Annotated in this window: 11 protein-coding genes and 1 tRNA gene; 9 read left to right on the top strand and 3 right to left on the bottom strand. The window is 26.0% G+C overall.

The genetic code is table 11. The features are described 5' to 3' along the window. Positions 1–151: 151 nt before the first annotated feature. The gene (gene dnaB, locus D9V72_RS02780; protein WP_158355303.1) at positions 152–1,549 is read right to left on the bottom strand and encodes a replicative DNA helicase; all 1,398 of its coding nucleotides are present in this window, start codon (positions 1,547–1,549) and stop codon (positions 152–154) included. Between the two features lie 611 nt (positions 1,550–2,160). Between dnaB and D9V72_RS02775 the strand changes: the two genes are divergently transcribed. Next, positions 2,161–2,676, top strand: coding sequence for a single-stranded DNA-binding protein (locus D9V72_RS02775; RefSeq protein WP_158355300.1), 516 nt, complete (start codon positions 2,161–2,163; stop codon positions 2,674–2,676). A 757-nt stretch (positions 2,677–3,433) separates the two neighbouring features. Continuing rightward, complete coding sequence (locus D9V72_RS02770; protein WP_158355298.1) at positions 3,434–4,012, top strand: NfuA family Fe-S biogenesis protein; 579 nt, start codon at positions 3,434–3,436, stop codon at positions 4,010–4,012. Between the two features lie 30 nt (positions 4,013–4,042). On the opposite strand, the gene ansA is transcribed toward D9V72_RS02770, so the two are convergent. Continuing rightward, positions 4,043–5,065 (bottom strand): asparaginase, encoded by a 1,023-nt coding sequence (gene ansA, locus D9V72_RS02765; protein ID WP_158355296.1) that lies wholly within the window; start codon positions 5,063–5,065, stop codon positions 4,043–4,045. A gap of 293 nt (positions 5,066–5,358) precedes the next feature. On the opposite strand from ansA, the gene D9V72_RS02760 reads away from it, so the two are divergent. The 3 genes from D9V72_RS02760 to deoD are packed head-to-tail and all read left to right on the top strand — an operon-like array spanning position 5,359 to position 8,980. After that, on the top strand, positions 5,359–6,951 hold the full coding sequence (locus D9V72_RS02760; protein WP_158355294.1) for a peptide chain release factor 3: 1,593 nt from the start codon (positions 5,359–5,361) through the stop codon (positions 6,949–6,951). Positions 6,952–7,008: 57 nt separating this feature from the next. Next, on the top strand, positions 7,009–8,232 hold the full coding sequence (locus D9V72_RS02755) for a phosphopentomutase (RefSeq protein ID WP_158355292.1): 1,224 nt from the start codon (positions 7,009–7,011) through the stop codon (positions 8,230–8,232). Between the two features lie 43 nt (positions 8,233–8,275). Further along, positions 8,276–8,980 (top strand): purine-nucleoside phosphorylase, encoded by a 705-nt coding sequence (gene deoD / locus D9V72_RS02750; protein WP_158355289.1) that lies wholly within the window; start codon positions 8,276–8,278, stop codon positions 8,978–8,980. Positions 8,981–9,014: 34 nt separating this feature from the next. Here deoD and D9V72_RS02745 read toward each other — a convergent pair. Continuing rightward, a tRNA-Ser gene (locus D9V72_RS02745) sits at positions 9,015–9,099 on the bottom strand. A 489-nt stretch (positions 9,100–9,588) separates the two neighbouring features. Here D9V72_RS02745 and aroK point away from each other — a divergent pair. The 4 genes from aroK (at position 9,589) to rpe (ending at position 13,079) form a co-directional block, all read left to right on the top strand. Further along, the gene (aroK, locus tag D9V72_RS02740) at positions 9,589–10,110 is read left to right on the top strand and encodes a shikimate kinase AroK (RefSeq protein WP_158355287.1); all 522 of its coding nucleotides are present in this window, start codon (positions 9,589–9,591) and stop codon (positions 10,108–10,110) included. Positions 10,111–10,150: 40 nt separating this feature from the next. Next, positions 10,151–11,233: a 3-dehydroquinate synthase gene (aroB, locus tag D9V72_RS02735; RefSeq protein WP_187308302.1), complete on the top strand. Its 1,083-nt coding sequence runs from the start codon at positions 10,151–10,153 to the stop codon at positions 11,231–11,233. A gap of 632 nt (positions 11,234–11,865) precedes the next feature. After that, the gene (locus D9V72_RS03215) at positions 11,866–11,949 is read left to right on the top strand and encodes a DNA adenine methylase (RefSeq protein WP_158355442.1); all 84 of its coding nucleotides are present in this window, start codon (positions 11,866–11,868) and stop codon (positions 11,947–11,949) included. A 443-nt stretch (positions 11,950–12,392) separates the two neighbouring features. After that, positions 12,393–13,079 carry a ribulose-phosphate 3-epimerase gene (gene rpe, locus D9V72_RS02725; RefSeq protein WP_158355283.1) on the top strand — a complete coding sequence of 229 codons (687 nt, stop codon included), beginning with the start codon at positions 12,393–12,395 and terminating at the stop codon, positions 13,077–13,079. The last annotated feature ends 20 nt before the right edge of the window (positions 13,080–13,099 follow it).

Genomic DNA, 13,099 nt, shown 5'->3' with positions numbered 1-13,099 from the left:
TTTATAAAATTGAATAGTTTTTAATATTTAAATGATCTATCTAAAAAAGAATTAATTTTTTATTATTAAATAATTAAAAAAATATTTTTTGATAATTATAATTTACATTTTATTTTTAAATTATTTGAAAATTTTAAAAGAATATTAACATTTAATCGTATTTATGACCAGAATAGTTATCAAATCTAGACCAATGTCCATTAAAAGTTAAACATACTGTCCCAATAGGTCCATTCCTCTGCTTTCCTATTATAATTTCTGCTATTCCTTTAAGATCACTATTTTCATTATAAATTTCATCGCGGTATATAAACATTATTAAATCTGCATCTTGTTCTAAAGATCCTGATTCACGTAAGTCTGAATTTACTGGTCTTTTATCAGATCTCTGTTCTAAAGACCGATTAAGTTGTGATAGTGCTATTACTGGAACTTGCAGTTCTTTAGCCAATGCTTTTAATGTTCTAGATATTTCCGCAATTTCAAGTGTACGATTTTCAGATAAAGAAGGCACTCTCATTAATTGTAAATAATCTACCATAATTAAAGTTAATCCATTATTTTCACGATAAATACGACGTGCTCTTGAACGGACTTCACTAGGAGTTAGTGCTGAAGAATCATCAATGTAGATATTCTTTTTTTTCAAAAGTATGTTAATGGTACCAGATATACGAGCCCAATCTTCATCATTTAATTGTCCAGTGCGAATTCGCGCTTGATTGACTCTAGATAAAGATGCCAACATGCGCATCATAATTTGTTCTCCAGGCATTTCTAAACTAAATATTAATACAGGTTTATCATAAAGCATGGCGGCATTCTCACATAGATTCATTGCAAATGTTGTTTTTCCCATTGAAGGCCTAGCTGCAATAATAATAAGTTCAGAACGTTGTAATCCTGATGTTTTTTTATTTAAATCTTGATAACCTGTATTAATTCCTGTTACACCATCATGAGGTGATAAAAATAATTTTTCAATACTAGCAACAGTTTCATCAAGAATTTGTTCAACATTTTTAGGTCCTGAATCTTTTTTAAATCGTTTTTCCGCAATTTTAAATACACTTGATTCTGCATAATCTAATAGTTCTTCACTTTTTCTCCCTTGTGTATCATATCCAGCATTGGCTATTTTATTGGCTACTAATATCATTTCTCTTACTATTGCACGTTCTCGGACTATGTCGGCATATGCAGTGATATTTGCGGTGCTAGGAGTGTTTTTTGATAATTCAGCTAAATAGGAAAATCTACCAACGCTTTCTAACTTTCCTTTTTGTTCTAAAGATTCAGATAGAGTAATTAAATCTATTGGATATCCTAAATCAAGAAGTTTTTGCATTTCTTGAAATATTAAGCGATGAGGCTTGCTAAAAAAATCATCAGCAACTACATGTTCTGAAACACTGTCCCATTGTTCATTATCTAACATTAATCCACCTAATACTGATTGTTCTGCTTCTAAAGAATGTGGTGGAATTTTCAATCTATTGATTTGATTTAAATACAATTTATTTTTAGCCATATTTATTGCATATACCATTATTTAGTGAATCTGTATGAAATTATATCGTAATATTGCAATAATATACTATCTAAGGATTAATCTATTTAAGTCATTTTTTAATATTTTTTTAGTTTGATTTTGATTGTATAATTTTAATATTATTAGATTCTAATATATTTAAATAATAGAATTGTTTTATAGAATATTTTATAAGAGATATTTTTATATATATTACAATTAATTATTTATTAAAAATATTATATCTATGTTTGTAAGGTATGAAGAAAGACCTTTAGTATTTAAAATAGTGAAAATTATATTTAATGATATTAGTTATTTTAAAAATTTAAAAAATATAAAATTTTCATAGAAAATTCATAAATATTTTTTTATGCCGTAAAAGACAGAATATATAACTATTTTTTGAAATAAATAATAATTTCCAGTTGATAATATGAAAATAAAAACATTTTTTATGTTAATGATAAGAAATAAAAAGAAATTAATATTTCACATATTTAAAAAGTTCTGAAAATAATATAGCATTTTTATAGATTTGATTATACTAAATAAAATATTTAACATGTATAATTTCAATTAATACACTTGAATGTTTTTTAATCAAATTTAAAAAATGGAGTTTTATTATGGCCAGTAGAGGTGTAAATAAAGTTATTCTTATCGGACATTTAGGACAAGATCCTGAAGTTCGTTATATGCCAAATGGGAATGCAGTAGTCAATATGACATTAGCTACTTCAGAGAATTGGAAAGATAAAAACACTGGTGAAAACAAAGAAAAAACAGAATGGCATCGAATAGTTTTATTTGGAAAATTAGCAGAAATTGCCGGTGAATATCTTCGAAAAGGTTCTCAAGTATATATCGAAGGATCATTGCAAACTAGAAAATGGCAAGATCAAAATGGACTTGAACGTTATACCACAGAAATTATTGTAAATATTGGTGGTACAATGCAAATGTTAGGCAATCGTAATTCTAACTTACAGACAATCTCAATACATGATAATAAAAATGCTACAGTCCAAACAAAAAAAATAGATAAAGTGGACTTTGATAAAAATATAGAAACACATAAATCTAGTAAAGAGTTAATTCATTCTGATTCGGAAATAGATTTCGATGATGAAATTCCTTTTTAGTATAAATATTTTAAATAGGTAATAAATCAAAGCCCCAACTTTTTGGGGCAAATTTTTTCTTTAAATTTATAGATATTTTAAAAATTTAACAAGCTAGAATAAAACACGTTTTTATATGAAAATAAAAGAGTATAAGTTGCTTTTTCTATAATAAATGAATTATTTTTTTTCATTTTTATTAAGTATATCAGGTATTTTTTTAGGAACTAAATTATTTAGTGCACTATATATTCTCAAAATAGGTACTTCAATAAAAGCAGTATCTAAAAGTAAATCAATTGAAAAAATTATTTCTAAACTACTTTTTAATATTTTTAATCTTAGTATAGATTGAATAGATAATATTATTTTAATATATTTATATTTTTGAGGATATTTTACAAAACTTATATTTTTTAAATTTAAAAATTTAATTATTGTTTGATAATATTATATTTTTTTAATACATACATAGTATACTATATCTTTTTGTATAAAATATGCAGAAGAAAGGCTAATTATAGATAAAATATTTTTAGTTAAGATATCTCTAAGATAAGATAACACAAAATAACTAGCAACTATTTCACTTATAGACTAGTTTATACAAATAAAATTTTTTGTCATATTACAGTTTAATATTTGAATTTTTTATCCATTTTTATAATTATTTTCCTATTTTTTAAGAAAATATTTTTCAATATTCAACAATATTATTTTTCTTTTAATAAATTAATGATATTATTTATGGAATAAACATTTATTTTGAATAACTCTCATGATTAATATTTCTCAAAATGCACAAGAACATTTTACAAAGCTTTTATTAAATGAACCTAATGGAACTCAAATACGGATTTTTATTGTTAATCCAGGTACTCCTAGTGCAGAATGCGGTGTTTCATTTTGTCCAGAAAATGAGGTAGAAAAATCAGATATTCAATTAAAATATGAAAAATTTTTCGTTTATGTTAATAAAAATATTCTTTCTTATTTAAAAAACTCGGAAATTGATCTTATAGTCGATAAACTTGGTTCGCAATTAACATTAAAAGCACCATATGCTAAGAATAATTTTTCTAAAAAAACATCTTCTTCGTTAGAAGAGGCAGTAAAACATTTTTTAAATGTAGAAATTAACCCCCAATTATCAATGCATGGAGGACAAGTTAACTTAATTCAAATAAACCAAGACGGAATTGCTACAATACAATTTAGTGGAGGTTGTAATGGATGTTCAATGATTGGATTAACTTTAAAAGAAACAGTTGAAAAAAGATTATTAGCTTCTTTTTCTGAAATAAAAAAAGTATGTGATGACACAGATCATTTACATGGAAAACATTCTTTTTATTGAGGTTTTATATTATTAAATAATATTTTTGAACTATTTAACGGGTTCCGTTAATTCGCCACGTAAGTTGTTTTGCATTTGAAATCGAATTTTTTCTTTTGAAATATTTTGACTTAATAAAAAATGCAACTTAGTTAAAGCGGATTCTATTGTTAAATCATAACCACTAATAACTCCGACGTTTATAAGTGAACTACCGGTAGCATATCCGTTCATATCGACTCCTCCAGATGCACATTGTGTTAAGTTAACAATAACAATATGCTTTTTTTCATATGCAAGATGTAATTCTTTTAAAAAATCTTGGTTTTGAGGTGCATTTCCTACTCCGTACGTACATAAAATCAACGCTTTAACTGGATATAATAAGAAATTATGAATAATTTTTTTACAGATTCCTGGGTAAATAGTAATTATACTAATTGGCTGTGGTGCTATTTTATAAACTTTTAATTTTTTTTTATTTTTTTTTATTTTTTCTTTATAAAAACAACGAACATTTACTCCCACTTCTAATAATGGTTTTAAATTAGGAGAAGAAAAAGCATCAAAACTATTAGCCTGTGATTTAGTTGTTCTATTTCCTCGGTAAAGCTTATTATGAAAAAACAAAGTGACTTCATTAATAGGATAATTTGCCGCCATGAGCAGTGAGTTTAATAGATTTTGACGACCATCAGAACGTATTTCTGATAAAGGAATTTGAGAACCTGTTATAATTACTGGTTTTTCTAGATTTTCTAATATAAACGATAAAGCAGAAGCTGTATATGCCATTGTATCAGTTCCATGTAGAATAACAAAACCATCATATTTATCATAATTTTTTTCTATATCATTAGCAATTATTTGCCATTCTATTGGTGTCATATTAGAAGAATCGATTAACGGGTTGTATTCTTTTATAATAAAATTTGGAATTTCTTCACTATAAAATTCAGGCATTTTAAGAAGTTGTTTTTGAAGGTGTCCAGATATAGGAATATATCCACGTGTTGATTTTTGCATACCAATTGTTCCGCCTGTATATGCAATATATATAAATTTTTTCTTCATTCTACAACTCGTTTTCTCATTTATTTAAAATGATTATATTTTTTAAGATTATATTTAAAAAAATATGCAGTTTAGATTTGTTTTTAAGTTTTAATATATAAGATGTTAAAAAAATTAATATTATAATAAATTAAATAATTTTACTATTTTTATAAAATAAATCAAGGTAACTTAGTATAAGAACTTTAAAACAGACCTTGATCTTTATTTTATTAGACTAAATAATATTTTTTTATGTATGATATTTTGATATAAGAAGTATTTAATATTAAGTATTTTAAATGAGTGTATATATGTTTAATTCAAATCATGAAAAGGAATTAAGCAAAAGAAGAACTTTTGCAATTATTTCTCATCCTGATGCGGGAAAAACTACTATTACCGAAAAAATGTTACTGCTTGGAAAAGTAATCCGTATTTCTGGGACAATAAAAGGCAGAGGAAATGGAAAATATGCTAAATCAGATTGGATGAATATTGAGAAAGAACGTGGGATTTCTGTAACGACTTCAGTTATGCAGTTTACGTATAAAAATATTTTAATGAATTTGTTAGACACTCCTGGTCATCAAGATTTTTCAGAAGATACATACCGTATTCTGACTGCTGTAGATTGTTGTCTAGTCGTAATTGATGCTGCTAAAGGTATAGAAGAACGAACTAAGAAACTTATAGATGTTACACGTATTCATAATACTCCTATTATTACTTTTATCAATAAATTAGATCGTGATAGTCGAGAACCAATAGAAATTCTAGATGAAATTGAGAAAGAATTAAAATTAAATTGTATTCCTATTAATTGGCCTATAAGTTGTGGAAAAAATTTTAAAGGGATTTATCAGATTTATGATAAAATAGTTTATTTATATAAAAATAAATTATTTGAAAAAAAATTTTTAAATTTATATAGTTTTTCTGATTTTTCTAATAGCTTAGTTAGTGAATATATTGGAACAGATATAGCTATATCTATTCATCAGGAATTAGAATTAATTATTAATATATATTCCAAATTTAATAAAGAAAAGTTCTTAAGAGGGATTATCACTCCTATTTTTTTTGGTAGTGCACTTGGAAATTTTGGAATTGATCATTTATTAGATAGTCTCATAAAATGGGCTCCTAGTCCGTTATATCGTCAAAGTAGTAAACGCAAAGTATATCCTCAAGAAAAGAAATTTACAGGTTTTATATTTAAAATTCAAGCTAATATGGATTTAAAACACCGTGATAGAATAGCATTTATGAGAATTGTTTCAGGACAATATACAAAAGGAATGAAATTAAAACATGTGCGAGTAAAAAAAAATATAACTGTCTCTGATGCTTTTACTTTTTTAGCTGGTGATAGAATTTCAGTAAATAAAGCATATCCCGGTGATGTTATAGGTCTTCATAATCATGGGACAATTAAAATTGGAGATACTTTTACAGAAGGTGAAGAAATTAAGTTCATTGGAATACCAAGTTTTGCTCCAGAAATTTTTCGTCTAATTTATTTGAAAAATCCTCTTAAACGGAAACAATTAAAAAAAGGTTTGATGCAATTATCTGAAGAAGGAACTGTCCAAGTATTTCGGCCTATTCTCAATAATAATTTAATTTTAGGTGCTATTGGAATATTACAATTCGATGTTGTTATTGAACGTTTAAGAGTAGAGTATAATATAGATGCAATATACAAAAAGGTTAACATTATTCTTGCTCGTTGGATTAGGTCTAAAAATTTTCATAGTATTGATAAGTTTAAAAAAAATTATAGTAATTATTTAGCATATGACACTTCTAATAGTTTAATATATTTAGCACCAAGTAGTGCTAATTTAGATGTAGTTATGACTCAGAATTCTGATATTTTTTTTGATAAAATACGAGAACAGTAACATTTTAAAAAATCAAAAAAAAAATTATTTTTTTGATAAATTTTTGGAATTTTAATTATGAAACGTGTTTTTTTAATTGTTTTAGATTCTTTTGGAATAGGTTCTAGTCCTGATGCAGAAAAATTTAATGACGTTGGTTCAGATACATTTGGACATATAGTAGAAAAATGTTTTTTAGATAAAGCAAATAAAGGAAGAAAAGGTCCTCTATATATTCCTAATTTAGAAAGATTAGGTATAATAAATGCATACAAAGAATCTACAGGAAAATATCCTTTAGGATTCAAAAATAGTTTAAATATTATTGCTAGTTATGCTTATGCTAGTGAGATTTCTTCTGGAAAAGATACTACTTCAGGACACTGGGAAATTGCAGGAGTGCCAGTTTTAGATGATTGGTTTTATTTTAAAAATAAAAAATCTAGTATCCCTGATGATTTATTAGAAAAAATTATAAATAAATCAGAAGTAACAGGTTTTATTGGAAACTGTCATGCATCAGGAACTGATATTATAAATCGTTTAGGTGAAGAACATATTAAAACAAGAAAACCTATTGTGTATACTTCATCGGATTCTGTTTTTCAAATAGCGTGTCATGAAGATTTTTTTGGTTTGCTTAATCTTTATAAATTATGTGAAACTGTTCGTGCTATTTTAGATAAACATAAATATAAAGTTGCGAGAGTTATTGCAAGACCTTTTATTGGTAAGAATAAATTAAACTTTCAGCGCACAGGTAATAGACGTGATTTTTCAATTAAACCTTTTTCTACAACAGTTATTAAAAAATTAATAGATGAAAAAGCAGGGCAAGTAGTTGCTATTGGAAAAGTTTCTGATATTTATGGTGGAGTAGGGATAAGTAAGGAAATTAAATCTACTGGTCTTAATGAATTATGTAATGCAACAATTAATCAAATGAAAGTAGCTGTTGACAATACCATAATTTTTACTAATTTAGTAGATTTTGATTCCAGTTGGGGTCATCGTCGTGATGTTTCTGGATATGCTAAAGGTTTAGAATTTTTTGATTATAGATTATTCGAAATAATAAATTTAGTTCAAAAAAATGATTTATTAATTTTAACAGCAGATCACGGATGTGATCCGACATGGAAGGGTACAGATCATACTCGAGAAAATGTTCCTATATTAATTTATTCACCAAACATAAAAAAACGTTATTTAGGTCATCGTAAAACTTTTTCTGACATAGGACAAACTATTGCAAAATATTTTCTATTAACCGAAATGCAATATGGTCAAAATATGCTTTAAAAATTTATGTCGTAATTTTTATATGTAAAAAAAGGAAAAATTAGTGTCCACTCCTCATATTAATAGTAAAAAAAATGATTTTTCAGATGTAGTTCTTATGCCGGGAGATCCAGTTCGAGCAAAATATATTGCTGAAAAATATTTGAATAATTATGTTCAAGTCAATAATACTCGTTTAATGCTCGCCTATACTGGATTTTATAAAAATAGAAAAATTTCAATAATGAGTCATGGCATTGGAATACCATCAGCTTCTCTTTATACAAGAGAATTGATTGTTGAATTTAATGTAAAAAAAATTCTTAGAATAGGTACTTGTGGGGCTGTACGAGATGATATAAAGTTACGTGATATAGTAATTAGTATGGGTGCTTCTACTGATTCAAAAGTAAATAGAATAGGATTTAACAATCATGATTTTTCCGCTATTGCAGACTTTAATATGATTTATAATATAGTTTCCGTTGCAAAAAAAATGGGAACTAAGATCTCTATTGGTAATTTTTTTACAACAGATTCTTTTTATAATGATGATAATAAAATGCTTGAAATTTTAAAAAAATATAACATTATTGGGGTTGATATGGAGACCGCGGGAATATATGGAGTCGCCTCTGAATTAAAAGCACAAGCACTATCAATATGTACAGTATCAGATCATATTGTAAAAAAAGAGTCTCTTTCATCAACAGAAAGAGAATCGAGTTTTAATGATATGATTGAACTAGCTTTAGAGTCTGTTTTGTAAAAAATATTTTTTTCAAGGAGACAATATATTATTTTGGTGAGAAAGGGATTCGAACCCTTGATACGTTTCCATATACACGCTTTCCAGGCGTGCTCCTTAAGCCTCTCGGACATCTCACCATTTTTAAAAAAAAAGAAATTCTGAAAAATTAATATTTATATTTTAATATAAAAAAATAAACTACGTCAAGTTTTTACTTCTGTAGATTATATTTGGATTAAATTATATTTAATATTTTTCATATAAACAGAAAAAATATCTTTTTTAAAATAAAAATAGAAAAAATTATGCTGGTTCTGATAGAATATATTTTGTATTTTTTAAAAAAATTATGCTTTGTCTGTATTCAATTAAAAGGATTAAATAGACTAATGAAAAAATAATATAAAAAATCTTTTAAATGTGTATCAATCGTTAACTTAGAATAATTTGATTAATATTTTTATAAATATTATTCTTTAATTTATAAAATATTTTTATTTTTTAAAATTATTTATAATTTATTTTAAAATAATTAATTTTATTCTATTTTCAACTTGTGTTTATGTCCTGCCAGCAAAATATGCTGAGCATTGGTATTATTAACGAATTATCTTAGTAATAAAAACATGGCAGAAAAACGAAATATCTTTCTAGTTGGACCTATGGGTGCTGGAAAAAGTACTATTGGTCGTCAATTGTCTCAACAACTTAATATGGAATTTTTTGATTCTGATCAAGAAATTGAGAAGCGCACTGGTGCTGATATAAGTTGGGTGTTTGATGTAGAGGGCGAAAGTGGTTTTCGTTTGAGAGAACGAAAAATTATTGATGAGTTAACAATTAAACAAGGTATTGTACTCGCTACAGGAGGAGGTTCAGTTAAGTTTAAAGAAACTCGTAATTTTTTATCATCTCGTGGTATTGTTGTTTATTTAGAAACAACAATCGAAAAACAATTAGCACGTACCAAAAGAGATAAAAAAAGACCATTATTACAAGTTTCTACTTCAAATCGTATTATATTAGAAAATCTAGCTTATGAAAGAAATCCTTTATATGAAGAAATTGCAGATATAAAAATTCAGACTGATGAGCAAAGTGCTAAATCTGTAGCTTTTAATATAATTCGTTTATTAGAAGAAATATAATAAAGATTGATAATAAAGAATTTATGAGGTATTAAAAATTGTGGAACGATTAAAAGTTGTTCTAGGAGAACGTAGTTATCCTATTAGTATAGGGTCCGGAATTATTCAACAAGATAACATTTTTTGGCCTTTGAAACCAGGCGATCAAGCTATGCTAGTAACTAATAAAACACTAGCCAATCTTTTGAAAGATAAAGTTTTTTTTCATTTAAGAAAATCTGGCATCAAAATAGATCAAGTTATTTTATCGGATGGAGAACAGTACAAAACATTAAATGAAATGGAATTAATTATTTCTGCTTTATTAGAAAAAAAACATGCCCGTGATACAACTTTAATCGCATTGGGCGGAGGTGTAATAGGTGATTTAGCTGGTTTTGCTGCTTCTGTTTATCAGAGAGGTGTACGTTTTATTCAAATACCTACTACTCTTCTGTCTCAAGTTGATGCTTCTGTTGGTGGAAAAACAGCAGTTAATCATTTACTTGGTAAAAATATGATTGGTTCTTTTTGGCAACCTTCTTCTGTAATTATTGATATTGATTGTTTGAAAACCCTGCCGTATACTGAATTAGTATCTGGTATGGCAGAAGTAATTAAATATGCTATTGTTTTTGATGAAATATTTTTTTCTTGGTTAGAAGAAAATATTGAAGATATTTTATCGCTTAATCATTCAGCAATGTCTTATTGCATAAAAAAATGTTGTGAACTAAAATCACAATTGATTTCTTTGGACGAAAGAGAAAATAATTTTAGAGCATTATTAAATCTTGGTCACACATACGGTCATGCGATTGAGGTTCATGCAGGTTATGGGAATTGGCTTCACGGTGAAGCTATATCAGTAGGAATGGTTATGGCTGCACGTACAGCGGAACTACTAGGATACTTAAAAACAATAGATTTTAAAAGAATACTTGTTTTATTGAAAAGAACTGGTTTACCTATTAAAGGACCAAAAAATATGTCTGCTGCTTCATATATTCCATATATGATGAGAGATAAAAAAGTAATCTCAGGTGAGATTAGATTAGTTTTACCAACATCTATTGGAAAAGCAAAAATTTATAGTAATATAGATAAAAATATTATTTTGACTGCTATCAAAAATTCTCAATAAATTTTTCATTATCTAAAATATCAAAGTTATTTATATATCATAATATAGTTTTTTATTGTTTTTTGCTCTTATAGTTTTATTCTTTAAGAAGACATTATATATTCTATATTTTAAATGTAAAAGTTATATTGAGTATTAAGAAGTATTTCTTCAAAATTCGCGTATTTTTTAGTAAAATTTTTAAAAAATACTCTATAATTAATATATTTTAAATTATAAAAATAAAACTATTTAGAGTAAAAATAATATTTTAAAAAATATTGCAATATAAAAAGAAATCAAAAAACAAATATTTTATGGAAAAACGTTTTTTTTTTACAGTGGGGAGAAAGAAAATATTTAGTATTAGAGTATATTCTTAAAATGCTTCTAGGAAGAAAATATTTAATTAAACCTTTATAGGTGCCGAGCCAGTATTTTAAAATGCTAAACACTACAGTTATATTTTAGTAGATACCAACCAATAGCGATCTCATTAATTGACTTAATTTTGTTAAACCCGTTTCTTGTATTTTATTGATGATGTGTGCAATTTTTTTTACTCCTTGGACTAATAAATTAGATTTCTATTCTAGACATCGTACCATATTTAATAAAATTTCTAATGATTATCAAAAAGTACTAATTTTTCTATATTTAAAAACAGACATTGCTATAATAAATTATATCGATATAATTTAAAAGAAGAGTTTAATGTTCCCTTTAGAAGCTATTAAAAACTGTATTTTCCACGAAAAGAATTATATCAATTTTCTAAATATGCTCAAAAATCAATTTTCATATGTTTTTCTTATAAAATTTTACATTAAAAAAAAATAGTGCTGATTCTATAGTATATTGTGATTCACCTTATTGATCTCTATTTAAAATTATAAATTTTTCTAGATATGATACTAAAATCATTTTGATTTTTATAAGTATAAAAAATCAGTATATCTTATAGATAGAATCTATTTTTAAAAAATCTATTCCTTTTCTAATATCGAATCAAAATGTTTTATTGACACGTTTATTATATCAAAAAGCTTTTTTATATTTTATGAATCTTAAACGTTCTATTAGTTGTACTACGAATAGTCGAAAAAAAATTAATTAATTATTAGCGTAATATAATTAATGCTATAATTAGTTGGTTTACATTAAAGATAGGAAAATTGAGATGAAAAAATTTTTTTTAGCACCATCCATTTTATCCGCTGATTTTGCACGTTTAGGAGAAGATGCAAAAAAAGTAATAGATGCAGGAAGTGATTTAATACATTTTGATGTTATGGATAATCACTATGTACCTAATTTAACTATGGGTCCTATGATTTTAGAATCATTGCGTAATTACGGTATTACAGCACCAATTGATGTTCATTTAATGGTAAAACCAGTAGATAATTTAATTCCTCAATTTGCTAAAGCAGGAGCAACGTTTATCACTTTTCATCCAGAAGCAACACTTCATATCGAACGAACATTACACTTAATCAAAGAACATGGATGTAAAGCGGGATTAGCATTCAATCCAACGACACCACTGAATTTCCTTGATTATACATTAGAAAAATTAGATTTAATTTTATTAATGTCAGTCAATCCCGGATTTGGAAATCAATCTTTTTTGCCATCTACATTCAGTAAATTGCGTGAAGTAAGAAAAATTATTGATGCTAATTTTCCTGATATTCTATTAGAAGTAGATGGTGGAGTAAAATTAAATAATATTGCTGAAATCGCATTTTCAGGAGCAAATGTTTTCGTAATCGGATCTGGATTATTCGAATGTTCTAATTATGAACTTATGATTCAAAAAATTCGAAAAGAACTACAACATGCTCATTCTAGATTTATACATTAATATTTTATTTAGGACCTGAA

It is taken from the genome of Buchnera aphidicola (Macrosiphum gaurae) (assembly GCF_005080965.1).
In the GTDB taxonomy this organism is placed as follows: domain Bacteria; phylum Pseudomonadota; class Gammaproteobacteria; order Enterobacterales; family Enterobacteriaceae; genus Buchnera; species Buchnera aphidicola_S.
Note: the sequence above shows the minus strand (reverse complement) of the source record. Positions and strands in the feature narration are given on the sequence as shown.

Excerpts from the sequence above, each read along its gene's own strand:
- dnaB (WP_158355303.1), bottom strand. The coding sequence starts at position 1,549 with ATGGTATATGCAATAAATATGGCTAAAAATAAATTGTATTTAAATCAA.
- D9V72_RS02775 (WP_158355300.1), top strand. The coding sequence starts at position 2,161 with ATGGCCAGTAGAGGTGTAAATAAAGTTATTCTTATCGGACATTTAGGA.
- D9V72_RS02770 (WP_158355298.1), top strand. The coding sequence starts at position 3,434 with ATGATTAATATTTCTCAAAATGCACAAGAACATTTTACAAAGCTTTTA.
- ansA (WP_158355296.1), bottom strand. The coding sequence starts at position 5,065 with ATGAAGAAAAAATTTATATATATTGCATATACAGGCGGAACAATTGGT.
- D9V72_RS02760 (WP_158355294.1), top strand. The coding sequence starts at position 5,359 with ATGTTTAATTCAAATCATGAAAAGGAATTAAGCAAAAGAAGAACTTTT.
- D9V72_RS02755 (WP_158355292.1), top strand. The coding sequence starts at position 7,009 with ATGAAACGTGTTTTTTTAATTGTTTTAGATTCTTTTGGAATAGGTTCT.
- aroK (WP_158355287.1), top strand. The coding sequence starts at position 9,589 with ATGGCAGAAAAACGAAATATCTTTCTAGTTGGACCTATGGGTGCTGGA.
- rpe (WP_158355283.1), top strand. The coding sequence starts at position 12,393 with ATGAAAAAATTTTTTTTAGCACCATCCATTTTATCCGCTGATTTTGCA.